This window comes from Vibrio sinaloensis, assembly GCF_023195835.1.
Taxonomy (GTDB): Bacteria; Pseudomonadota; Gammaproteobacteria; order Enterobacterales; family Vibrionaceae; genus Vibrio; species Vibrio sinaloensis_C.
The window spans coordinates 817,754-842,048 of the sequence record NZ_CP096199.1 but is presented as its reverse complement, the minus strand read 5'-3'; the positions used below and the strand labels follow the sequence as shown (position 1 = coordinate 842,048).

At 48.5% G+C, this 24,295-nt stretch carries 24 protein-coding genes and 1 tRNA gene; 18 read left to right on the top strand and 7 right to left on the bottom strand.

What is annotated here, in order from left to right:
- Positions 1-249 precede the first annotated feature (249 nt).
- Entirely contained in the window at positions 250-2,280 is a 2,031-nt protein-coding gene (uvrB, locus tag MTO69_RS04060; protein ID WP_248334333.1) for an excinuclease ABC subunit UvrB, read from the bottom strand.
- 548 nt (positions 2,281-2,828) lie between these two features.
- On the opposite strand from uvrB, the gene MTO69_RS04055 reads away from it, so the two are divergent.
- The 10 genes from MTO69_RS04055 to MTO69_RS04010 all read left to right on the top strand — a co-directional run bounded on the left by MTO69_RS04055 (position 2,829) and on the right by MTO69_RS04010 (position 11,020).
- Positions 2,829-2,904: transfer RNA gene (locus MTO69_RS04055), tRNA-Asn, on the top strand.
- Between the two features lie 400 nt (positions 2,905-3,304).
- Positions 3,305-3,886, top strand: coding sequence for an electron transport complex subunit RsxA (rsxA, locus tag MTO69_RS04050; RefSeq protein ID WP_176288301.1), 582 nt, complete (start codon positions 3,305-3,307; stop codon positions 3,884-3,886).
- Entirely contained in the window at positions 3,886-4,470 is a 585-nt protein-coding gene (gene rsxB, locus MTO69_RS04045) for an electron transport complex subunit RsxB (RefSeq protein WP_248331342.1), read from the top strand. Before rsxA ends, rsxB begins: the two co-directional genes overlap by 1 nt.
- An 8-nt stretch (positions 4,471-4,478) precedes the next feature.
- A complete protein-coding gene (gene rsxC / locus MTO69_RS04040; protein ID WP_248331340.1) occupies positions 4,479-6,989 on the top strand; it encodes an electron transport complex subunit RsxC in 2,511 nt (836 codons plus the stop codon).
- Entirely contained in the window at positions 6,989-8,035 is a 1,047-nt protein-coding gene (gene rsxD, locus MTO69_RS04035; protein WP_248331338.1) for an electron transport complex subunit RsxD, read from the top strand. Before rsxC ends, rsxD begins: the two co-directional genes overlap by 1 nt.
- A gap of 9 nt (positions 8,036-8,044) precedes the next feature.
- Entirely contained in the window at positions 8,045-8,680 is a 636-nt protein-coding gene (gene rsxG / locus MTO69_RS04030) for an electron transport complex subunit RsxG (protein ID WP_248331336.1), read from the top strand.
- Positions 8,673-9,362, top strand: coding sequence for an electron transport complex subunit E (locus tag MTO69_RS04025; RefSeq protein WP_248331334.1), 690 nt, complete (start codon positions 8,673-8,675; stop codon positions 9,360-9,362). Before rsxG ends, MTO69_RS04025 begins: the two co-directional genes overlap by 8 nt.
- A 44-nt stretch (positions 9,363-9,406) precedes the next feature.
- Positions 9,407-10,048: an endonuclease III gene (nth, locus tag MTO69_RS04020; RefSeq protein ID WP_248331332.1), complete on the top strand. Its 642-nt coding sequence runs from the start codon at positions 9,407-9,409 to the stop codon at positions 10,046-10,048.
- 12 nt (positions 10,049-10,060) lie between these two features.
- Complete coding sequence (gloA, locus tag MTO69_RS04015; RefSeq protein WP_248331330.1) at positions 10,061-10,477, top strand: lactoylglutathione lyase; 417 nt, start codon at positions 10,061-10,063, stop codon at positions 10,475-10,477.
- A 105-nt stretch (positions 10,478-10,582) separates the two neighbouring features.
- A complete protein-coding gene (locus MTO69_RS04010; protein ID WP_248331328.1) occupies positions 10,583-11,020 on the top strand; it encodes a DUF2753 family protein in 438 nt (145 codons plus the stop codon).
- A gap of 43 nt (positions 11,021-11,063) precedes the next feature.
- Here MTO69_RS04010 and motY read toward each other — a convergent pair whose 3' ends face one another.
- Positions 11,064-11,945, bottom strand: coding sequence for a flagellar protein MotY (motY, locus tag MTO69_RS04005; RefSeq protein WP_248331326.1), 882 nt, complete (start codon positions 11,943-11,945; stop codon positions 11,064-11,066).
- Positions 11,946-12,143: 198 nt separating this feature from the next.
- On the opposite strand from motY, the gene rnt reads away from it, so the two are divergent.
- Both rnt and MTO69_RS03995 read left to right on the top strand, forming a co-directional pair.
- Positions 12,144-12,794, top strand: coding sequence for a ribonuclease T (gene rnt, locus MTO69_RS04000; RefSeq protein ID WP_248331324.1), 651 nt, complete (start codon positions 12,144-12,146; stop codon positions 12,792-12,794).
- Positions 12,795-12,829: 35 nt separating this feature from the next.
- Positions 12,830-14,155, top strand: a complete 1,326-nt coding sequence (locus MTO69_RS03995) for a Na+/H+ antiporter family protein (protein WP_248331322.1) — start codon at positions 12,830-12,832, stop codon at positions 14,153-14,155.
- A gap of 67 nt (positions 14,156-14,222) precedes the next feature.
- Here the strand turns inward: MTO69_RS03995 and bamC are convergent, their stop codons facing one another.
- Both bamC and dapA read right to left on the bottom strand, forming a co-directional pair.
- The gene (gene bamC, locus MTO69_RS03990) at positions 14,223-15,248 is read right to left on the bottom strand and encodes an outer membrane protein assembly factor BamC (protein ID WP_248331320.1); all 1,026 of its coding nucleotides are present in this window, start codon (positions 15,246-15,248) and stop codon (positions 14,223-14,225) included.
- A 52-nt stretch (positions 15,249-15,300) separates the two neighbouring features.
- Positions 15,301-16,179 (bottom strand): 4-hydroxy-tetrahydrodipicolinate synthase, encoded by an 879-nt coding sequence (gene dapA / locus MTO69_RS03985; protein WP_248331318.1) that lies wholly within the window; start codon positions 16,177-16,179, stop codon positions 15,301-15,303.
- Positions 16,180-16,768: 589 nt separating this feature from the next.
- On the opposite strand from dapA, the gene MTO69_RS03980 reads away from it, so the two are divergent.
- Both MTO69_RS03980 and bcp read left to right on the top strand, forming a co-directional pair.
- Positions 16,769-17,311 (top strand): glycine cleavage system protein R, encoded by a 543-nt coding sequence (locus tag MTO69_RS03980; RefSeq protein ID WP_248331316.1) that lies wholly within the window; start codon positions 16,769-16,771, stop codon positions 17,309-17,311.
- Between the two features lie 13 nt (positions 17,312-17,324).
- Positions 17,325-17,789 carry a thioredoxin-dependent thiol peroxidase gene (gene bcp / locus MTO69_RS03975; RefSeq protein WP_248331314.1) on the top strand — a complete coding sequence of 155 codons (465 nt, stop codon included), beginning with the start codon at positions 17,325-17,327 and terminating at the stop codon, positions 17,787-17,789.
- A 58-nt stretch (positions 17,790-17,847) separates the two neighbouring features.
- Here bcp and MTO69_RS03970 read toward each other — a convergent pair whose 3' ends face one another.
- From MTO69_RS03970 to MTO69_RS03960, 3 genes are all read right to left on the bottom strand, one after another.
- On the bottom strand, positions 17,848-19,719 hold the full coding sequence (locus MTO69_RS03970; protein ID WP_248331312.1) for a methyl-accepting chemotaxis protein: 1,872 nt from the start codon (positions 19,717-19,719) through the stop codon (positions 17,848-17,850).
- A gap of 207 nt (positions 19,720-19,926) precedes the next feature.
- Complete coding sequence (locus tag MTO69_RS03965) at positions 19,927-20,991, bottom strand: AI-2E family transporter (RefSeq protein WP_248331310.1); 1,065 nt, start codon at positions 20,989-20,991, stop codon at positions 19,927-19,929.
- The gene (locus MTO69_RS03960; RefSeq protein WP_248331308.1) at positions 20,992-21,219 is read right to left on the bottom strand and encodes a sulfurtransferase TusA family protein; all 228 of its coding nucleotides are present in this window, start codon (positions 21,217-21,219) and stop codon (positions 20,992-20,994) included.
- A 242-nt stretch (positions 21,220-21,461) separates the two neighbouring features.
- On the opposite strand from MTO69_RS03960, the gene MTO69_RS03955 reads away from it, so the two are divergent.
- The 4 genes from MTO69_RS03955 to MTO69_RS03940 are packed head-to-tail and all read left to right on the top strand — an operon-like array spanning position 21,462 to position 24,270.
- Positions 21,462-22,916: a beta-barrel assembly-enhancing protease gene (locus MTO69_RS03955; protein ID WP_248331306.1), complete on the top strand. Its 1,455-nt coding sequence runs from the start codon at positions 21,462-21,464 to the stop codon at positions 22,914-22,916.
- Positions 22,917-22,933: 17 nt separating this feature from the next.
- Positions 22,934-23,278: an arsenate reductase (glutaredoxin) gene (gene arsC, locus MTO69_RS03950; RefSeq protein WP_248331304.1), complete on the top strand. Its 345-nt coding sequence runs from the start codon at positions 22,934-22,936 to the stop codon at positions 23,276-23,278.
- Complete coding sequence (gene wrbA / locus MTO69_RS03945; RefSeq protein WP_248331302.1) at positions 23,275-23,847, top strand: NAD(P)H:quinone oxidoreductase; 573 nt, start codon at positions 23,275-23,277, stop codon at positions 23,845-23,847. Before arsC ends, wrbA begins: the two co-directional genes overlap by 4 nt.
- Entirely contained in the window at positions 23,848-24,270 is a 423-nt protein-coding gene (locus MTO69_RS03940; protein WP_248331300.1) for a DUF2069 domain-containing protein, read from the top strand.
- Positions 24,271-24,295 lie beyond the last annotated feature (25 nt).

The following is a 24,295-nucleotide window of genomic DNA, read 5'->3' as shown; positions in this document are numbered from 1 at the left end:
GCATTCTGTACAAATGATTGCATTCGGCTTTGCATTTTGCAAACATTTCGCACAAAAAGGCAAAAATTGCCCGGCAGAGCACCAATTTCGAGCCTATTTTCGCTGGCACACTCTATGCAGTTTTTCCATTGACCCTTCTGGGTCACCTAGCCAACTGACGTTGTTAGTGAACTTAGTATTCACAAATAACAGCCAATAGAAAATGTTTCTATTGGCTATTTTTTTACTTACAAGGTTGGGCGATTAACCCTAACTATTGGCTATAAACCGCTGCCGCAGCTGATCGATTTGGTCGCGCTTCTCTGCCGCCAACTCGAACTCTAAATCTTGTGCGTGCTGATACATCTGAGCTTCCAGTTTACGAATCTCTTTATCCAGCTCTTGTGGCGACATCACTTGATAATTTTGCGAGGGCTCAGCCACTTTAGACAGTGGTACAGTTTTGCTCGCTCGCTGCTTCTTACTCTTGGTGATATCACCCAGCTCCATGATATCTTTAATGTTGCGTTTCAGCGCTTGCGGCTCAATTCCCATCTCTTGGTTGTATGCCTGCTGCTTTTCACGACGTCGATTGGTTTCATCCATCGCCTTTCGCATCGATTTGGTGACATTGTCGGCATAAAGAATCGCCTTGCCCGCCACGTTTCGCGCTGCGCGGCCAATGGTCTGGATCAGCGAGCGCTCTGAGCGTAAGAAGCCTTCTTTATCGGCATCCAATATCGCGACCAAAGACACTTCTGGCATATCCAACCCCTCACGCAATAAGTTGATGCCCACCAGAACATCAAACTCGCCCAAACGTAGGTCTCGGATGATCTCTACACGTTCGACCGTATCAATGTCAGAGTGCAGATACCTGACCTTTACCTCATGTTCCGTCAGGTACTCAGTGAGGTCTTCTGCCATGCGCTTGGTCAGCGTGGTTACCAGTACACGTTCATCTTTAGCGGCACGAATTCGGATTTCAGACAACAAATCATCGACTTGAGTGGCCACTGGACGAACTTCTAACTCAGGATCAAGCAGCCCGGTTGGACGCACGACTTGATCCGCAATATCACCCGATGATTTCTCCAACTCATAGTTACCAGGCGTCGCTGAGACAAAAATCGTTTGCGGCGCTAATGCCTCAAACTCTTCAAATTTCAATGGACGGTTATCCAAAGCGGATGGCAGGCGAAAGCCGAACTCAACCAGTGTCTCCTTGCGCGAACGGTCCCCTTTATACATGGCACCAATCTGCGGCACAGTAACATGAGACTCATCGATAATCAGCAGGCCGTCATGGGGCAAGTAATCAAATAGTGTTGGCGGCGGCTCACCCTCATTTCGCCCGCTTAAGTAACGCGAGTAGTTTTCAATCCCTGAACAGAAACCCAGCTCATTCATCATCTCGATATCGAACTGAGTTCGCTGAGAAATACGCTGCTCTTCTAGCAACTTATTGTTATCAAGCAGATGCTTTTTGCGCGACTCCAACTCTATCTTTATCTGTTCAATCGCTTCTAACATGCGATCGCGTGGGGTCACGTAGTGCGTTTTAGGATAAATCGTATAGCGGGCCAGATCGCGCTGTTTGACAACTCCGGTTAGTGGGTCAAACACGCTTATACAATCGATCTCATCATCAAACATTTCGATGCGCACCGCGTCTTGATCCGACTCGGCAGGAAAAATGTCAATCACCTCACCACGTACTCGAAACTGACCACGCTCGAATGCGACATCATTGCGGCTATATTGCAGCTCGGCCAAACGGCGCAAGATATCACGCTGGTCGATCATGTCGCCACGTCGAATATGCAACATCATTTTTAGATAGGACTCAGGATCACCCAAACCATAAATCGCTGATACAGAGGCAACAATAATGGCATCTTTACGCTCCAATAATGCTTTGGTAGCGGAAAGACGCATCTGTTCAATGTGTGCGTTAACTGACGCGTCTTTTTCAATAAAGGTATCGGTGGTCGGAACGTAGGCTTCTGGTTGGTAATAGTCGTAGTAAGAAACAAAATACTCGACCGCATTGTTGGGGAAAAATGACTTCATTTCACCATACAGTTGCGCGGCTAGTGTTTTGTTCGGTGCAAGCAAAATCGCTGGACGCTGAGCATTCGCGATCACATTAGCAAGAGTGAAAGTCTTACCTGACCCGGTTACCCCCAATAAAGTTTGGTGGGCGAGTCCGGCATCAAGCCCTTCGATTAATTGCTTTATTGCGCTAGGTTGATCACCAGCTGGCTGATAATCCGAGACCAAATCGAATACTTTACTCATCATTTCTCTCTTACTTGAAGCGGCGGCTGATACTCTATTGTGACTGTATAGATATACAGACTCAAGAGTCTAAGATAAAATTAATCGCTGTTTTTCATTTAGTCGTACTTAGTAGCTAGATCAATCATTTTAATCCTGATATCATGCCTGCCCTCGCTAGGTTTTTCGCCCGAAAAAGTTAAGAATATCACCCACAAGATATTCACATTTTACCTAAAATACACCCGTCACTCACAATTCAGCGATAATTTGTTTGATCAAGCTTGTGCCATAAAAAAACCATTCAAGACCATGATTTAACAGCTATTTACTAGCAAAAACTCGTTAAACCCACTCAGTCACTAAAAGTGCAGTTCAATTCAAACCAAAGATACCCCAGATCAATGCACACACTTATCCACAATTTTAGTGGATAAGTAAACAGAGCCCTTACCCGATAAGGGATACAGAAAAGTAAAGCAAAAAAGTAGAGTTTTTTTTACTTAATTACTTGATAAAATATTGACACTACCCAAGCTGCTGGCTAATATTCGCCTCGCTAAAGCAATTCCCCCTTAGTTCAGTTGGTAGAACGGCGGACTGTTAATCCGTATGTCGCAGGTTCGAGTCCCGCAGGGGGAGCCAAATTCAGAAAAAAGCTCAATCGAAAGGTTGAGCTTTTTTCGTTTTCAACTGCGACTTGCTTGTTCCAAGCAAATGTCTCAGAGCTAGCCGCCCGCGTTCAGTCCCGCAGGGGGAGCCATATTCAAGAAGCCAAGTCGGAAGACTTGGCTTTTGTCGTTTTCGATGCCTCGAGCTGGCGATACCTGTTGGCTTACTGACCCGCTAACAGCGACACCACTTCATCCCCTCTTCACTATAAAAGACGCAACAAAAGCTGACCTGCCAATCCATGCAACTCAACTTTTTCAGTACAATTTCGTATATTTATCATGCAACAACATAAAACCTTATCTTTCCTTGGTTGTTATTGGGTGAGCAAAGCGGGATAATATTGAGATCGGATTCTTTACTATAAAAAACTATGACCGAATATCTTTTGTTGTTGGTGGGCACTGTGCTGGTCAACAACTTTGTACTGGTGAAGTTCTTGGGCTTATGTCCATTTATGGGTGTTTCAAAAAAACTGGAAACAGCCATCGGAATGGGGTTGGCGACAACGTTCGTCTTAACTCTCGCTTCCGTGTGTGCGTATCTGGTCGAAAGCTACATATTAGAACCACTTAACCTTCAGTATCTGCGAACCATGAGCTTTATCTTGGTGATTGCTGTGGTGGTTCAGTTCACTGAAATGGTTGTACATAAAACCAGCCCGACACTTTATCGCCTGCTAGGTATTTTCTTACCCCTGATCACCACTAACTGTGCCGTTTTGGGTGTTGCCCTACTCAACATTAATGAAAACCATAACTTTATTGAGTCAATCATCTATGGTTTCGGCGCTGCTGTCGGGTTTTCTTTGGTATTAGTGCTGTTCGCTTCAATGCGTGAGCGAATTGCTGCCGCCGATGTTCCTATGCCCTTCAAAGGTGCCTCTATTGCCATGATCACGGCGGGCTTGATGTCTCTTGCCTTTATGGGCTTTACCGGCTTGGTGACGTTGTAATGAGTTCAATTTTAATCGCGATTATCGCCATTGTGGTATTGGCCGCTATTTTTGGCGCGGCACTGGGCTTCGCTTCGATTCGTTTCAAAGTGGAAGCAGACCCGATTGTTGATCAAATCGACGGCATTCTTCCTCAAACCCAGTGTGGTCAATGTGGATATCCGGGGTGTCGTCCTTACGCCGAAGCGATCGCCAATGGCGATGACATCAATAAGTGTCCTCCCGGCGGCCAAGCAACGATTGAAAAATTAGCTGATCTTATGGGTGTAGACGCCCCCGACTCGGCGCATGATTTAGAAAACGCAGTGAAAACAGTGGCATTTATTCATGAAGACATGTGTATTGGCTGTACTAAGTGCATCCAAGCCTGCCCTGTTGATGCGATTGTTGGTGGCACCAAAGCACTGCACACCGTCATCAAGGACGAATGTACAGGCTGTGACTTATGTGTGGCACCGTGCCCAACCGACTGTATTGAGATGATCCCAGTAGCGACCACTACTGAGAACTGGAAGTGGCAAATGAACGCCATTCCTGTTGTTGATATTACCGATTCTGCCAACAAGCAGAATAGCGTGAATTAAGGACTGGTATGTTGTCATTAATCGAACAAATTCAATCAGGTGCACTTTGGGATTTCCCTGGTGGTATACACCCTGCAGAAAACAAAGCCCAGTCGCTAAAAAACCCAATCAGTCAGGCAAGCATCGCCGATGAACTAGTGCTACCCATTAAACAGCATATTGGCAAACCAGGGATGCTCACGGTGAATGTGGGGCAACACGTTCTTAAAGGTCAGGCGCTGACCAAGTACGATACCAGCTTTATGCTACCGGTCCATGCCCCAACCTCTGGCACCATAGTCGCGATTGAACCAAGAACCACCGCTCACCCTTCAGGGTTGAGTGAAACCTGTATCGTGATCAAGCCAGACTTTGAAGACCAATGGGTTGAACGTGACCCATGGCCAAATTTTCGTGACCATACCCCCGATGAACTAATAGAGAAAATTCGCCAAGCAGGCGTCTCTGGTCTGGGTGGGGCAGGTTTCCCTACTGCCAAAAAAATTCAAGCCGGACTTGCTCGAACCGAAATACTGATCGTGAACGCCGCAGAGTGTGAACCCTATATCACCGCCGATGACAGCTTAATGCGTGAGCATGCACAAGAGATCATTCAGGGTATTGATATTGTTGAGCATATCCTCAAGCCCAAGCTGACTGTGATTGGTATTGAGGACAACAAACCGCAGGCGATCCAAGCTCTACAAAAGGCCGCACAGGACAAGGATGTGATCATCCGTGTCATTCCGACCAAGTACCCTTCCGGCGGTGAAAAGCAACTGATCAAGCTGCTGACCAATAAAGAAGTGCCCAATGGCGGCATACCCGCAGATATAGGTTTACTGGTACAAAACGTCGGCTCATTGCATGCCATCAAGCGTGCCGTTTGTGACGGCGAACCACTGGTTGAACGAGTAGTTACCTTAACTGGCAATACGTTCAAACAGCCTCGCAATGTTCGCGCATTATTGGGTACGCCGGTGCAAGCGCTGCTCGCAGAGTTTGGCTATAAGGCCGATAAACGCCTGCCACGTTTGATTATGGGCGGACCCATGATGGGCTTCACTCTGCCACACGCAAACGTGCCAATCACCAAAACCTCTAACTGTATTCTGGCACCGACGCGCAGCGAGATAGCGCCGAGTGAATACGAAATGGCATGTATTCGTTGTGGTCAATGTGCTGACGTCTGCCCGGCTTCTCTGCTACCACAGCAATTGCAATGGCACGCCAAGGCTGAAGAGTACGAAAAGTGTGAAGAACTCAATCTGAAAGATTGTATTGAGTGTGGCGCCTGTGCCTTTGTCTGTCCAAGTGAAATTCCGCTGGTTCAGTATTATCGCCAGGCCAAAGCAGAAATTCGCACTCGCAAAGAAGAGGCCGAAGCCGCTGAACGCGCCAAAGTGCGCTTTGAAGAGAAAAAGGCGCGATTAGAACGCGACAAAGCACAACGTGAGAACCGCTTTAAGAAAGCCGCTGAAGATCGTCGTAAAGAGATGAAGATAGCGGGTAATGACGACGCGATTGCTGCCGCGATTGCGCGTGTCAAAGCGAAAAACGCAGATAATGAATCTTCTGCTCCTGAGGTTAAACCTGCCGTCGCTGCCGCGATTGCCAAAGCTAAGGCCAAACAAGCGGCCGCTTTAGAGCAAGGCAGCGCAGAGCCTGACAACTCTGAAATGGCGAAGCTTCGTGAGGAGCGCAAACGTCAGGCTCGCGAGCGCAAAGCAGCAAAAGAGCAGCAGGCAGATGCCTCTAGCGACGATAAAAAAGATGCTGTCGCCGCGGCGATTGCCCGCGCCAAAGCACGCAAAGCGCAGCAGACGCAGCAAGATAGCGACAGCGCAGAGCCAGCAAGCGAATCACAAGCTGAAGACGGTAAGAAAGCCGCCGTCGCCGCTGCCATTGCCCGCGCCAAGGCACGCAAAGCGCAACAGACGCAGCAAGATAGCGACAGCACAGAACCAGCAAGCGAGCCACAAGCTGAAGACAGTAAGCAAGCCGCCGTCGCCGCGGCGATTGCCCGCGCCAAGGCACGTAAAGCAGAGCAGGCGCAGCAAGATAGTGACAGCGCAGAACCAGCAAGCGAGCCACAAGCTGAAGACGGCAAGAAAGCCGCCGTCGCCGCAGCGATTGCCCGTGCCAAAGCACGTAAAGCAGAGCAGGCGCAGCAAGATAGCGAGGGCGCAGAGCCATCAAGCGAACCACAAGCCGAAGACGGCAAGAAAGCCGCCGTCGCCGCGGCGATTGCCCGTGCCAAAGCACGTAAAGCAGAGCAGGCGCAGCAAGATAGCGAGGGCGCAGAGCCAGCAAGCGAACCTCAAGCCGAAGACGGCAAGAAAGCCGCCGTCGCCGTTGCCATTGCCCGCGCCAAGGCACGTAAGGCGCTGCAGGCGCAGCAAGACAGCGAAAGCGCAGAGCCAACAAGCGAACCTCAAGCCGAAGACGGCAAGAAAGCCGCTGTCGCTGCGGCAATTGCCCGCGCCAAGGCACGTAAAGCCGAAAAAGAACAACAAAAACAATTTGAGGAGAAAGAGTAGTGGCCTTCTTTATTGCCAGCTCACCCCATGCGCATAATCGCAGAAGCACTCCTGATCTCATGAAATGGGTAGCCCTGTGCGCCCTGCCAGGTCTCTTCGCGCAGATCTACTTTTTTGGTTGGGGAACCCTGATCCAATTGGTGTTCGCCGTCATTATTGCGCTAAGCCTTGAAGCATTAGTCATGCTGGTGAGAAAGCGTCCTCCAATGTCTGCATTGAGAGATAACAGTGCGCTTGTGACAGCATGGTTACTCGCCATTGCGATTCCCCCTCTTTCACCATGGTGGGTGTTGGTGATTGGTTTGGTATTTGCCATCGTTATCGCCAAACACCTGTATGGCGGGATCGGCCAAAATCTATTTAATCCAGCCATGGTCGCCTATGTCGTTTTGCTGATCTCGTTTCCAGTGCAAATGACCAGTTGGATCTCACCGTTCGAGTTGCAATCAACCACCATATCGAGCGGCGATGCATTCTCATTGATCTTTACTGGATTCAACCTCGAAGGCTTGTCATTACAGCAACTTAGAACCGGTATTGATGGCGTCACCATGGCAACGCCGCTTGATGCGCTTAAAACCTCAATGCGCGCGGGCAGCACAATGAGTGAAGCGATGTCCGCACCTCAGTTTGGCGGATTAGCTGGTATCGGTTGGGAATGGGTTAACCTCGCCTATCTCGCCGGTGGGCTCATGCTGATCAAGTTACGTGTGATCAGTTGGCACATTCCTGTTGGATTCTTGGTTGGTTTAGGTCTGTTAAGCAGCGTGTTTATGCTAGTCGCGCCAGGCACCACCGCATCACCGGTCATTCATCTGCTGTCTGGGGCTACCATGCTTGGTGCTTTCTTCATTGCCACAGACCCTGTGTCGGCGTCCACCACGGTGAAAGGCCGAGTGATCTTTGGTCTCTTTATTGGTGTGATGGTCTTTATCATCCGCAGCTGGGGCGGATTCCCTGATGGTGTGGCGTTTGCCGTCTTGCTCGGCAATATGTGTGTCCCTCTGATTGACTACTACACCAAACCGCGAACATACGGACACTAAGGAGCCTTTATGATCAATGCGATTCGAAAAAACGGCCTTGTTCTTGCGGTTTTTGCCTGTGTGTCAACGGGAGTCGTGGCGCTCACCCACGCCCTCACTGAGGATCAAATCCGTTTGCAAGAGCAAAAACAGTTGCTGTCGGTATTAAACCAAGTGATCCCCCATGAGCTACACGACAACGAGCTCTACCAGGCCTGTACATTGGTAACTGCGCCAGCACTTGGCACTGATCAACCTATGCCGGTGTATTTGGCGAGTTTAAACGGTGAGCACTCTGCCTTAGCCATCGAGGCCATCGCACCCGATGGCTATAATGGTGCGATCAAGATTATTGTTGGGATTGACCAAGCCGGCACCATTACCGGAACTCGAGTGCTAAACCACCAAGAGACACCGGGGTTAGGCGACAAAATTGATTTACGAATCACCGATTGGATTTTGAGCTTCGTCGGCAAACAAGTCAGCGAAGCTAATCTTACTCAGTGGGCGGTACGTAAAGATGGTGGGCAGTTTGATCAATTCACTGGCGCAACCATCACACCGCGTGCCGTGGTCAAGGCGGTTAAAAATACCGTGCAATATGTCAATGACAACCGAGAGCAGATTCTCGCCCAACCACTAAATTGTGGAGGCAACAATGAGTGATCATAAAACCTTAATTAAAAATGGCCTTTGGGATAACAACCCTGCCTTAGTGCAACTGCTAGGCCTATGTCCGTTACTCGCCGTATCATCAACCGTCACTAACGCGCTAGGATTAGGGATTGCCACCTTGTTGGTTTTAGTCGGCTCAAACGTCACTGTCTCTCTAGTGCGAGATTACGTGCCGAAAGAAGTGCGTATTCCTGTATTTGTCATGATCATTGCTGCGCTGGTTACCTGCGTGCAGTTATTAATGAACGCCTACGCCTATGGTCTCTACTTATCGCTTGGTATTTTCATCCCACTGATCGTGACCAACTGTATCATCATCGGCCGCGCCGAGGCGTTTGCCTCGAAAAACAACGTGCTCCCTGCAGCGCAAGATGGATTCTGGATGGGACTCGGTATGACCAGCGTTCTGGTCGCATTGGGCGCCATGCGTGAGTTAATCGGTAACGGAACACTGTTTGACGGTGCCGAGTTATTGCTTGGCCCTTGGGCGCAATCGCTACGCATAGAGGTGTTCCAGTTCGACAACAGCTTCCTACTCGCGCTATTGCCGCCTGGGGCGTTTATCGGTGTCGGCTTACTGATCGCCGTGAAAAACGTCATAGATAAACAGATCGAAGCACGTCAGCCGAAGAAAAAACAGACCATAGAACGTGCTCGTGTTACCAACGCCTAGCCGAGCTATCATAAATCGGCATTTGCACTGGAAGTCAGCTTCACATGAATAAAGAAAAACGAAGACTCATATTGGAACGCCTGAGAGAGCATAATCCCAATCCACAGACCGAGCTCAACTGGAGTACCCCATTCGAGCTGTTGATCGCCGTCTTATTGTCGGCACAAGCAACAGATGTGAGCGTGAATAAAGCGACCGATAAACTTTATCCAGTCGCGAACACGCCACAGGGGTTGCTTGATCTTGGTGTCGAAGGGGTAAAAGAGTACATCAAGACCATTGGGTTATTTAACTCCAAAGCGGAGAACGTTATCAAAACCTGCCAGATCCTCATCGACCAGCACGGCGGCGAAGTGCCCGAAGATCGAGATGCGCTGGAGGCTCTACCAGGTGTTGGGCGCAAAACCGCCAACGTGGTGCTCAACACTGCGTTTGGTTGGCCGACCATCGCCGTCGATACCCATATCTATCGTGTTTCAAATCGCACTAAGTTTGCCATGGGCAAAAACGTCGATCAGGTTGAAGAGAAGCTGCTCAAAGTGGTGCCAAAAGAGTTCAAGTTAGATGTCCACCACTGGCTTATCCTACACGGACGCTATACTTGTGTGGCGCGTAAGCCACGTTGCGGCAGCTGTATTATTGAAGATCTTTGCGAGTACAAAGACAAAGTATACCCAGAAAATTAGGAGAGCAAGACAATGTCAAACGGCAGAATTCTACATACAATGCTTCGAGTTGGCGATCTGGACAAATCGATCCAGTTCTACACTGAAGTAATGGGCATGCAACTACTGCGCACCAATGAGAACAAAGAATATGAGTACACTTTAGCGTTTCTTGGCTATGGTGATGAGTCTCAGGGCGCGGTGATTGAGCTCACCTACAACTGGGGCAAAACCGAATACGATCTGGGTACTGCATTTGGCCACATAGCGATTGGCGTCGACGACATCTACTCGACTTGTGATGCTATCAAAGCCGCGGGCGGCAATGTGACTCGCGAGCCGGGCCCAGTCAAAGGTGGCACGACTCACATCGCCTTCGTGAAAGATCCAGACGGCTACATGATTGAGCTGATCCAAAACAAGCAAGCGACAGCCGGCTTGGAAGGATAAGCCTACCAGCACAAAAGGAGCAGTCTGTAGCTGCTCTTTTTATTTGCCCTTTACATGATAATGATTATTAATTAACCTCAGACATATCGAATGGAGGAGATAATCATGGCCATTAATGACTGGGAAAAGCATACGCTTATCGCTGACTTTGCGATGCAAGACGGGGACCACCTGCGAAGTGTTCTCCACTACCAACAAGCGTTAACCTTGAGTGAAGAGATTCGCGATAATCCACAAATAGAGTTGGAAGAGCGCTTGGTGATTTCGGTGATTTCCTGCCATAACATGGCTGGGTTTTGGCGAACTATCGGCGATACCAAGTACGAACTCAAATACCTACAACTCGCCTCAGAAAAAGTACTCACACTCCTGCCACAATGCCCAAACACACATTGTGATGCCTTTGTAGATTCTCTCGGCTGTTGCAAAAAAGCCTTAGTTGAATTTATTAAACGTCACCCTAATCCAGAGATAGCACGCTTAGTACAAGATTTCGATAGTGCGGCAAACTGCAATCTTATCGCCAAGTTTCAACTCAACTAACAAAGAAAAAGCCAGCGGACGCTGGCTGTGGATAGAGAAGAATTTAGACCTGAGTCCGCCCTAGTGAGATGACCACACGACGGTTTTTGTCTCGACCCAACGGCGAAGCGTTATCATCAATTGGGCGACGCTTGCCATAGCCCTGAACCTGAATTCGGTTTTCCGGTAGACCAAGAGACTTGAAGTAATTTTGTAGCACCTCGGCTCGTCTTTCTGACAAACTTTGGCTAACACTTTTACTGTCCACCGCGTCGGTGTAAGTGGATACCAAGACCAAATCAATATCTTGGTTGTGCTTTATATACTCGGCTATCTGCGCCAAACGCTTTTGCGACTGTTTGTTTAACTCAACACTGGTTCGATCATAGTGCAAAATGGTAAACGCGATGTCTTCAAAGCTGTACGGCAGTAAGTTGGCAATACAATCACTGAACACATTGTAGGATGGCTGAAACAACACCGATGACAGCCCGACCTCAATCCGCTCATCACTGCTGCGCCACTCTTGATAACTGAACGTAGGGTAACGTCCCTTCTCTAGCTCACTCAAAATGTTCCAAGCGGTTTGTCCGCCCACATAACCATCAAACTGCTGGAAGAAACGAATCGTGGTTAATCGATCTGCCCCCTCTCCAGGACGCCAAGCCGGTGGCATCGACACTAAACTCACATCACGAGTTTTGCCCATCGGACGCTTCATTTTAAGCTCGAAATCGAGATTAATTTTTTTGCTGGCATAAGAAGAAAAAACCGCATCGCCATAGTTAGGGATAGGGTGGACTAAACGGCACTCTAACGGGGTATTGGCAACCATTTGCCACGTCGATTGCGTCGGCTTGGCGACATAGTGCTTATCCAACGCCAAGGCGTTGACACTCAATGACGCTAATACGGTCGCGATTGTGGTAGCAAACAACTTCTTCATACTGCACTTGATCTCTTTACTCGTCTGAGCCGCTCAATTTTGCCGCTCGATTCTCTGCTTTCATAAGCAAGCAAAATCTACGCCAATATATTTGTATAGTACAAATTACCAGTGATTCTTTTTCAATCAGGATTAACGGTTTTTCTTAGGTAAAGAATCTGCAATAATGCCACCCCCGTCACACAAAATGAAGCACACATGACTATTGAAAACGAGGCTTTGACGCTCAAAAAACGATTTCGTGGCTACTTTCCTGTAGTTATCGATGTTGAAACCGCAGGCTTCAACGCCAAGACTGATGCTCTACTCGAAATCTGCGCGATCACACTGAAGATGGACCAAAACGGCGATCTCTCACCGGCGTCAACCCTTCACTTTCACGTAGAGCCTTTTGAAGGTGCCAACTTAGAGAAAGAAGCACTCGAGTTCAATGGCATTCGTGACCCTTTCAGCCCACTTCGTGGCGCCGTGACAGAATCTGAAGCATTAAAAGAAATCTATAAGCTGGTGCGTAAAGAGCAAAAAGCCGCAGACTGCAGCCGTGCGATTATCGTCGCTCATAATGCCAACTTCGACCATAGCTTCGTTATGGAAGCCAGTGAGCGCAGCAAGCTAAAACGAGTCCCATTCCATCCCTTTGCCACCTTTGACACCGCAGCCTTAAGCGGGCTCGCCTACGGTCAAACGGTCCTGGCAAAAGCTTGTAAAGCGGCGGGGATGGAGTTCGACAACAAAGAAGCCCACTCAGCCCTATATGATACTCAAAAAACGGCTGAGCTCTTTTGCGGCATCGTCAATAAGTGGAAAGCCCTCGGTGGCTGGCCGCTTACTGACCAAGATGCCGAATAACATCAATAAAAGTAAACACAACACACGAGAATATTATGAACCCTGTTGTCATCTCTGTATGCATTATGCTGGCATTGGCCCTAATGCGGGTGAATGTCGTCGTGGCACTGACATTCAGTGCCATTGTCGGCGGTTTGGTCTCCGGAATGGACTTAAATCAAGCGATTGCTTCTTTTGAAAGCGGCCTTGGCGGTGGCGCCACCATTGCTTTGAGTTATGCCATGCTTGGCACATTCGCCGTTGCAATTTCGCGTTCAGGCATCACTGATTTACTTGCGAATAGTGTCATCAAGCGCATTCACGGCAAGGAAAACGCTCATGCATCCAATGGCCTGAAGTACGCGGTTTTGGTCGCGTTAGTGCTCGTCACTATGTCATCGCAAAACGTCATTCCAGTGCACATCGCTTTCATTCCAATTTTGATTCCACCTTTGTTGGGCGTGTTCGCTAAACTCAACCTTGACCGTCGCATGATCGCGTGTGTTCTAACTTTTGGTCTTGTTACCCCATACATGGTATTGCCAATTGGCTTTGGCGGTATCTTCCTTAACAATATTCTGCTGAAAAACCTGCACGATAATGGCTTAGAAAATGTCGTCGCGAGCCAAGTGCCTGTGGCTATGCTGCTTCCAGCGGCAGGTATGGTGTTTGGCTTGGTCACGGCGATTTTCTTTAGCTATCGTAAGCCGCGTCATTACCCAGAAACCGAGTTGACTCACGTCGAGGAAGACACCAACGCTATCGACAAGAAAAACGTTGTGGTTGCCGCTGTGGGTATCATTGTCGCTCTGAGCGCTCAGCTGTTAACCGGATCGATGATTGTTGGCGGCTTGGCTGGTTTTATGGTGTTTACCTTTGGTGGCGTCATAGCATGGAAAGAGACCCACGATGTGTTTACCAAAGGCGTCTACATGATGGCGATGATTGGCTTCATCATGATTGCTGCCGCCGGTTTTGCAGCGGTGATGAAGCAGACGGGTGGCGTCGAGTCACTGGTTGAAGCCTTGTCCACCAGCATTGGTGATAACAAGCCGCTTGCTGCGCTATTAATGCTGGTTGTCGGTTTACTAGTCACAATGGGCATCGGTTCATCGTTTTCAACCATCCCTATTCTGGCGACGATTTACGTTCCACTCGCCGCGGCCTTTGGTTTTTCACCAATGGCGACCATCGCGTTGGTCGGTACGGCGGCCGCTTTGGGAGATGCAGGGTCACCGGCCTCAGACTCGACTTTAGGTCCAACATCGGGCCTTAACGCAGATGGTCAACACGAACATATTTGGGAAACGGTGGTACCCACCTTTATCCACTACAACATCCCGCTAATCATCTTTGGTTGGATTGCCGCTATGGTGTTGTAAGCTTAGCCAGTGTTTTCAGGCAATAAAAAAGCTGACCTAATGTCAGCTTTTTTGTTTGTATTGGACTTTATTCAGCTTGCTTGTCTGCTGTCGCCACTAAAACCGGCACCATGTCTTCCAAGAACTTCTCTTCTACCGGCTTACCAGACGAATCGGTAATATTGATTGACGTACGATTGCCTAAATCACCAAACAGGAATGTATAGCTGCCGGGTGGCAAAGCTATCGGCTCAACACCAATTTCAGTCCAAAACTCATCACCTGGTTCTGCATATTTCGCCTTGACTGTACCTTGTGATTGGTTGCGTTCCTCAAGGGTAAAGCCAATCTCTGGCAGCAACTCTGGCAAGCGATTCCACAATACATTGTATGACGTGCGAGCAATAATAACCGGGAACCCACTGCGGTCTGAGCCCATGGTAATCGGTATACGTTTGACGAGTTGCTGAGCTTGACGAGCCGCTTCTTCGCGCAAGTCTAGATCATAACGGGCCGTTACAAGGTTGGTCATAAGCGCGTTGTAACGCTCCTTGTTGGTCATCGATACAGGTACCACCTTGCCTGCTTCACGCCAGTCGATCAGCGAAATACGGAAACCGTATCGTCCACCGGCAGCGACACGGTCGATTTGGTAGCGTGCACCCAGTTCTACATCCTCATCTTCCGATACCCAAGTCACCCAGTCGGTTTCCATATGCGTTTCGGTTTGCTCTCGGATCGCAATGTTTTCTTCTTGGGTCATTTTCAGTGCAGTTTGCCACACTTTTTCTGCTTCATCTTCGCGTAACAACCAAAGTGTTGTCTCACCTTGTTTGCGTTCTGCTCTTGCACCAGGAATCAGTTCCAGCACTTGCTGAGGAGGACGAATGTCCACTTCACGGCCGATGCCACCCAAAAACTCACCTTGCGGGATTTGGTAGTTAGGATAAAACTGTGGCTCTGCATCGGCGGGCAACTTCCACTGCTGCATTTCTGGCGTGTTCAAATACTCAAAGTCATCCTTCGCTTGACGACGCTGAGTGGCGCTACCAGAACACGCACTCAAAACAAAAACAGCTAGCGAACTGAGAACTAGCTGGTGAGAAAATTTCATTGAAACTCCTGATAATCATTTGCCGAGCAGCGCTCGGCAATGTGTCCAAAACTTAGTAAATGCAAGCCTCTGTCATCGCTTGTGCAACGATAGGTCTGGCTTGTTCTGACAATTCAGTCAACGGCAAACGTAAACCACCATGCTCAATCAATCCCATCTTATGAGCAGCCCACTTAACCGGGATAGGACTCGACTCGATAAACAGGTTGGTATGCAATGGCATCAAACGTTGGTTGATGATTTCTGCCTCTTCAAACTTACCTTCACTGGCCAAACGGAACATTTTTGCCATATCTTCAGCGGCAATGTTGTTGGTCACAGAGATCACACCTTGACCACCTTGTTTGACAAAATCGAGGCCGGTCGAGTCATCACCACTTAGTAAGATAAAATCTTCGCCACAAAGTTCACGATGGATGGCAATTCTACTGAGATCTCCTGTCGCATCTTTGAGCGCAACAATACTGTCGATTTCAGCGAGACGGGCAACCGTCTCTGGCAATAGGTCTACCGCGGTGCGACCTGGAACATTGTAAAGGATTTGCGGAACGTCGCTCTCTTCAGCTATCGCTTTGTAGTGCTGGAACAATCCTTCTTGCGTCGGTTTGTTGTAGTAAGGAGTCACGCTCAGACAGCCTGCAATGCCCGAATTATTCAGTAAACGGCTAAAAGTGACAGACTCGTGAGTTGCGTTTGCACCGGTACCCGCAATCACAGGGATACGACCATCAGCAAACTCGACCGTTTTCATGACCACTTTGACATGCTCTTCGATTGTTAGCGTTGATGACTCACCTGTCGTGCCTACCGCTACAATACCGTCGCTGCCTGCTGCCACATGGTATTCAACCAGCTTCTTCAGGCTGACGTAGTCTACCTCTCCGTCGAGATTAAACGGTGTAATTAACGCTACAATACTTCCTGAAAACATGTCCTTCTCCCTAAAATAGTTACTCATCGCATGGTACTGTAAGGCGATTGAAAAAGACAAGCGCTTAACGCCGCTTAAATCACCTAAATGAATGAATATTTATCAGATGTTAGATATCTGGCAAATTACGCTTCTTATTTGCTGCTGTGTCAGTTTTGGGTAAGAACAATTTAGCCTTGAGCGGGATTGGGTAAAATCCCGTCACAATAGGGCCTGTTGACCTTTCGCGGTTAAATTTTGTTCGGATGGGGACGCCTAGTCAGAATCGTTTTAGGCGCGGCAAGGAGTATGTAGCCTAGTCACTCTAAGTAAACACTTCTTAACAAAGCGTAAAACGATTCTTGCGGGGGCGCCCAGCTCGAACCCTTTGGGCAGCCTTTGTGGTTCATTTCTACTGCGTTATCGGCTTTTTATGTAGGGGAACTACACTTTAAAGCCTCTGTCTTGTATAAATTTCCCACAAAGTGCTGCAAAAATCAGCTCGAACGGTCAACAGGCCCTAAACAAAAGCGGGTTGCCATCATTTTTATCTGCGTCTTCTGTGCTAAGCTAACTGATTAATAAACATAACTTTGAAAAGAGTGAAACTATGACTCAACATCTGGTGATTACAGCGGTTGGAACCGATCGCCCAGGGGTATGCAATCAAGTGGTACACCTGGTCACGCAATCTGGATGCAATATTGTTGATAGTCGTATCGCTTTATTCGGCAACGAATTTACCCTAATCATGCTGCTCTCGGGGACCAATGCGGCGACCACCCGCGTAGAGACAACGCTGCCACTTCTTGGCCAAGAGCATGATCTGATTACTATCATGAAACGTACATCTCCCCATGCCTATCTCGACCACACCTACACATTAGAAGTATTTGTAGAGTCTGAAGATAAGCCAGGGCTGACGGAAAAGTTCACTAACTTTTTCGCCGAGAAAGAAATTGGCCTCTCTTCACTGAGCGCACAAACCATTGATAAGGGTAAAGTGGGCTCCGAAACTGACCAGTTTCATATAGCTATTACGGCAACCGTTGAATCGGAATGTAACCTGATGCAATTGCAAGAAGAGTTCGATACGCTCTGTCGCTCTTTGGCCGTACATGGCTCACTTAACTTTATAAAAAACAGTCAATAAAAAAGGAATCTTCATGAACACTCTGACAGCAGGCACTCCCGCTCCTGAGTTCTCTCTTCTTGACCAAAATGGCGAAACCGTCACGTTAAGCGATTTCAAAGGAAAGAAGGTCCTATTTTACTTTTATCCTAAAGCCATGACCCCTGGTTGTACCGTTCAAGCCCAAGGACTTCGGGATATCAAAGCCGAGTTAGATAAACACAACGTGGTTGTACTGGGTGTCAGCATCGATCCGGTTAAACGCTTGGGTAAATTCATTGAGCGTGATGAGCTCAACTTCACCCTACTATCCGACGAAGATCACGCCGTCGCAGAGCAGTTCGGTGTTTGGGGTGAAAAGAAATTTATGGGCAAAGTGTACGACGGCTTGCACCGCATTAGTTTCTTAATCAATGAAGAAGGTGTGATTGAGCACGTGTTCAACAAATTCAAAACGAAAGACCATCATCAGGTTGTGTTGGATTATCTCAATCAATAATCTTCGAGTATAAAAAAACGCCAGCGACTATGCTGGCGTTTTTCTTTGCGGTTTATATCTACACGATGAACTTGTTCAAAATCGCATCTTGCTCGCGCACATTCTCGGTTTGCGCTTGCATCGCGATGTTCGAGTTATCAGCCGAGTCAGCTACCTGAGTAGAAAGGTCTTTGATCTTAACTGTGTTGCTGTTGATCTCTTCAGCAACCAAGCTTTGCTCTTCTGCCGCAGACGCAATTTGCATGTTCATATCGCTGATGCGCTGAATCGCCTCACGAATACGTTGCAATGCACCATCCGCTGCTTGGGCTTTATCTACCGCATCAATTGCAGTGGTTTTACTCTCGCTCATCGCTGCTGACACAGAGCTTGCTCCCGCTTGAAGCTGCTCAATCATGCTACGGATTTCCGTAGTTGACTCTTGTGTTCGCTGAGCCAAAGTGCGTACTTCATCCGCAACGACGGCAAAGCCACGACCCGATTCACCCGCACGAGCCGCCTCAATCGCAGCATTGAGTGCGAGCAAGTTGGTTTGATCGGCAATGTCATTAATCACTTTCAAGATGGTTTCAATGTTAGACGTTGCCGACTCTAAACCATGCACCTCTTCTACCGCTTGGTCGATGCGGGCAGCTAGGTTGCCAATCGATGCCGTGGTATCACTCACAACTGATGAGCCGTCTTGTGTCGCTTCATCCGCCTCTTTAGCGGCAGCAGCGGCGCCCTGAGCATTGTTGGCCACTTCTGTCGCCGTAACCGCCATTTCATTCATTGCTGTGGCTAATTGCTCGAGCTCTTCAAGTTGGCTACGCATCGCGGTTGCTGACTCTTGAACGCCAGCTACGGTCATTTCCGTGCCACGTAGGATCTCAGCACCAATGGCTTTAGATTGCTGAATCTGTTTCTGCAGTGTTTCGGTAAAGGTATTGAACCCTTCAGCCAATTCAGCAAACTCTTTATCGGTATTAGTGTCTAGACGCTTGGTCAAGTCGCCTTGCCCTGACGCCACATCTTTAATCGCTTCGTTCAACACCGCTAACGGACGCATCAGCGCTTTAATCAAGAAGCTCAGTACCAACACACTCAACACCACGCCAATCACAACATAAATGATTGAGCTATTGCGCATGTCAGCAATGGCCGAGAATGCGATATCTTCATCAACCACTGCGCCGATATACCAGTTTTCTGAAGGGACTTCGGTAAAGTGAACCAATAGCTTTTTACCGTCTTGTTCAAAACGTTGATTACCGGTTTGAACTTTGGCTTGAGGTAGGTATTTGGTTAAGTTTTCCCCGTTGTTCGCTGCGTCGGGGTGGGCGATAGTGGTTCCATCCGCGGTAACGATGAATAGGTAGCCCGCATCAAGTAAGTTCACGCTGTTTACCAGGTCAGCAAGGCCACCGAGTTCGAGATCGTAAAACATACCGGCCATGAACTTGCCGTTTTCTTTCACCGGAGTACCGATTGAGATGATCACCTTTTTAGACGACACGTCAATATAGGGAGCGGTAACCACCAAAGATCCTTTCGCTTTAGCATCTTTGTACCATGGGCGAACTCGTGGGTCGTAATCAGGCCCTGCTTCCCATCCGTCATCATTCTCGACAACAAAACCATCGGTTTCATAACCAAAACCAACGGCTAAGAAACTGCCTTTAAGTTCAGGTTTTTCGAGTATCTCTTTAACTCGATTGCGATTTTGCGGGTCGAGCTCTATCACTTCTGTCGTCGACTTCGCTAAAGACTTCTTACTCTGCATCTCAGATGCAACCGTATTTTTTACCCCTTTAACCATTTCTGTCAGGCTGGTATCCACCAAGGCCTCGACTTCCTCTTTCACTGTACTCAATTGTTGAATAGACAACAGAGTCACAGTGACCAAGAGTAATCCAGATGAAGCCGCAACGATTTTTTGGCTAAATTTCATAGTATCCCTCAAATTAGTCAGCAAGCTTTATTGTTATAATAGTCAGTATTGTTATCGCCCAGACCAACGTTTTCTTAAGAATTATTTTCCTTTTCATGGTTAAGTAAATTCCATTGCTCCCAGTACTGTCAACTAATTGCTAAACAAAAAGCCCCAAAACTAGAGCTTTGGGGCTTTATATGCAGTGAATTGCTTTATTACTAGTTATTATTCAGTGACTTCTTCTTCATGACTTGGAAGTGCATTCCAAACCGCCTTAACCAAGGTGGCAAGAGGAATAGCGAAGAATACGCCCCAGAACCCCCACAAGCCTCCAAACACCAGTACCGCCACTATGATTGCGACAGGGTGCAAGTTAACGGCTTCAGAGAACAGCACTGGCACCAGTACGTTGCCATCTAAAGCTTGAATAATGCCGTAGGCAATCAGCAACCAGTAAAAAGGAGGAGTAAGCCCCCATTGGAACAAACCAACAATGGCCACGGGTACGGTGACAGCAGCAGCGCCAATGTAGGGAATCAGTACCGACAAACCGACCGCGACCGCCAATAATACCGAGTAACGTAAGTCGAGAATGGCAAAGGTAATGTAACTCACTCCGCCAACAATCAAGATCTCCATCACTTTGCCTCGGATGTAGTTCGAGATCTGTTCGTTCATTTCGTGCCATACCTTGTTCGCCAATCGACGGTTGCGCGGCAAGATACCGCTTGCCATGTCGATCATCTCTCGCTTGTCTTTAAGCAAAAAGAACACCAGCAAAGGGACCAAAATCAAGTAGACCGCCAGAGTAGCCAGGCTCACTAACGAGGCGAGCGAACCTTTCACCACGGTTTCTCCCATACCGATCACTTGGTTTTTAGCATTGGTCACGAGCGACTCAACAATCTGCAAGTTCTCAAGCTCAGGATAACGGTGTGGCAACTGGGCGATGAAGTTTTGCAACCCCACATACATATTTGGGATATCGTTGATCAGGTTACCAACTTGGTGCCAAATGGTGGGTACTAGGCCAAACACAGCTATCAACATCAAGCTGAGAAAGCCCAAGATAACCACAATTACTGATAGTGTGCGCGGAATACCAATACGCCCCAGTTGCACCACTGGCCACTCGAGCAGGTAGGCCAACACGATCGCGACCAACAATGGGGCGATCAAGTTGCCGAAAAAGTAGATAGTGATAAAGCCGAACAGAAGAATCGCAACAAGACTTACGGCGTGCGGGTCGGAAAAACGTCGCTTATACCAGCGACTCACCATTTCAAACATTCAACAAGATTCCTTAGTGACTTGCATACAATAGTAGCCTTCTGCCTCTTCACAACTCAGCGCATACGCCTGCTGCTGAAGATAACGTGTGATGTCTTTCATCGAGCTTGGATCCGAGATTAGAATTTGAGTCTGCTCACCTGACGCCAACAGATTGGTGTGGCGTTTAGCCAACAGCAAAGCTAATGGACAGCCTTGACCACGCAAATCCAAAATATTCGATTCCATTCTTTCGCTCAATGCATATTATTACCGTTGGATATTGTATAGTGTTTTTTTCTGAGCGTCAGTGCAAATCGTGACAGCTTCACACTGTTCTGACCAATTTTGACCACGGGCTCAAATAGGCACTTGTTCAACATTGTTGGACAGAGGAAACCTTTACTATGGTATGGTGTCAAAAGCCTAGACCCATATCGGCATTTGCCATTGTATGATGGAAAAACTCAAGGGAGCATCATCGTTCATCTATGTTTAAACGCACGCGTTCATTGGTCTGTCTTTGTGTAGCAGCCGCGTTAAGCACCCCTGTGCCGACCCAAGCTAACAGCTTAGATCTACCCGACATTGGTACCACTGCCAGTAGCACCTTGACCATAGCTCAAGAGATTCAATACGGCGATGCCTACATGCGCATGCTGCGCAGTAGCCAGCCTATCGTCAACGATCCTGTGCTTAACGAGTATATTGATAGTCTTGGTCATCGATTGGTGGCCAATGCCTCAGACGTCAAAACCCCCTTTACCTTTTTTATGATTCGCGACCGCAACATTAACGCCTTCGCTTTTTTTGGCGGCTATGTGGCGTTGCATTCTGGTTTGTTTCTACATGCGCAAAGTGAGAGTGAGTTAGCATCGGTGGTGGCCCATGAAATTGCGCACGTCACTCAGCGTCACCTTGCGCGCAGCATGGAAGAGCAAGCGCGTCGCTCCCCTGCCACCATGGCGGCCTTGGTGGGCTCATTATTATTGGCCATTGCCGCTCCAGAAGCCGGCATGGCAGCCGTTACCGCCGCCACAGCGGGCAGCATTCAAGGCCAAATCAACTACACCCGCAGTAACGAGAAAGAAGCAGACCGTTTTGGCATCAGCACCCTGGCAAGCGCAGGGTTTGACGTCAACGCTATGCCCCGCTTTTTCGGCCGCTTAGCTGACGAGTACCGTTATGCAAGCAAACCGCCGCCAATGCTACTGACCCACCCGCTACCAGAAGATCGCGTTACCGATAGCCGAGCGAGAGCGCAAAATTATCCTGCGCGCCGCGTGGACCCGTCTCTCGATTACAACCTCGCGCGCGCGCGTATCGTTGCACGGTACGCTGGGATTGATGGAAAAGCGGCCAATGACTGGTTTGAACGTACAGAGAAGAAAGCGGCACCAGCGGTGAAAGCTGCGTTTCAATACGGCAAGGCTCTGGTGCTACTCGACAACAAACAGTATCAGCCAGCGCTTGAAATTTTGAGTAAGTTACTTCAGCAAGACCCAAACAATCGCTTCTATATCGATGCTATATCCGATGTCTATCTCGGACTCGATCAAGCTCAACAAGCAGAGAGCCTACTCAGCAATGCTCTAAAATCGGCACCAAACAATGCGGTTTTAACCATTAACTATGCCAATGTCCTGCTCAAGCAAGACAAGAACGAACAAGCGATCAAAGTATTGCAGCGCTACACCCATGACAATCCAAACGATATTAATGGTTGGAGCTTACTGTCAGAAGCCAATATCGGCCTAGGGATCAGCGATGAAGATTTGGCTGCACGAGCGGAAATTCTTGCCCTGAAAGCCAACTGGAATAAAGCGATTCAATACTATACGCAAGCCAGTCAAATCGCAGAACTTGGAAGCTTAAAACAAGCCAGATATGATGCACGCATCGATCAGTTAATGGTTCAACGCGACCGTTTCTTAGCACTACAATAATAATCAGGAGATCTCCTATGTCAGTCGTGATTTATCACAACCCTCGCTGTTCTAAAAGCCGTGAAACTTTGGGGCTACTTGAAGAACGAAACATTCAGCCACAGATCATCAAATACTTAGAGACGCCACCCAGTGTTGACCAACTTAAAGCGCTAATGGCGCAGCTTGAACTGACTCAAGTTCGTGACATGATGCGCACCAAAGAAGCGCTCTACAAAGAGCTAGAACTCGGCTCGGCAGATGATGAAACCCTGTTTAAAGCCATGGCGGAAAACCCAAAATTGATTGAGCGCCCGATTGTTGTCGCCAATGGCAAAGCGCGTCACGGTCGCCCACCAGAGCAAGTGCTCGAGATTCTATGACCTGCAAAGTTGTCGTCCTTTACTATAGCCGTCATGGCACCACTCAAGCGCTAGCACGGCAAATCGCTCGAGGCATTGAGTCCAACGCCAACTGTGAGGCGTTGCTGCGTACGGTGGCCGAGATAGAAGGTGACCATCAACCGAGCGACCCGGTGATTTCCATTGAAGAGTTGAAGCAGTGTGACGGTTTGGCCATGGGCAGCCCAGTGTGGTTTGGTAACATGGCAGCGCCGCTTAAGCATTTCTGGGACAAAACAACGTCAGTTTGGTTGAGTGGTGACTTAATTGATAAGCCTGCCTGTCTGTTTAGCTCATCATCCACACTGCATGGCGGCCAAGAAACCACCTTGCAGAGCATGATGTTGCCGCTGTTGCACCACGGCATGATGATTCTAGGCATCCCATACTCTGAACCCAAACTACATTCGACTCAATCTGGTGGCACCCCCTATGGCGCGACATCGGTTGCCCATCATCATGGCAACAGTCTCAGCGCAGACGAAATAGAATTGGCGCAACAACTCGGTAAACGGTTGGCTCAAACCGCATTGAAAATGAAGGACAATTAAATGCAACAGATGCAATCAACCACCAAACTTTTCCGACTGCTGGCCCTGTTTGGTAACCTTGCCCTACTTGCCTGGGTGACACTGTGGCAGTTGTCACTATCCCCGCACCCGCACATCAGTAGCACCACCTTAGCGATCGCTTGGGCGATTCCACTACTACTGCCGCTGCCGGGGATCTTGGCCGGTAAGCCCTACACGCATGCATGGGCTAACTTTGTGTTAATGCTCTACTTCTTGCACGCCTTTACCATTCTCTACGTGGATGATGGTGAACGTTGGTTGGCCGCCATTGAGCTGATGCTTACCTCTTTGGCTTTCTTAGGCAACATTCTCTATGCTCGCGCGAGGGGAAAAGAGTTAGGCTTGAAGCTTAAGCGCCTGTCTAAAGTCGAGAAAGAAGAGAAGTCGCGGTTTGAGTCTTAGCCTCTGTTTTCTAACTGGAAACCAA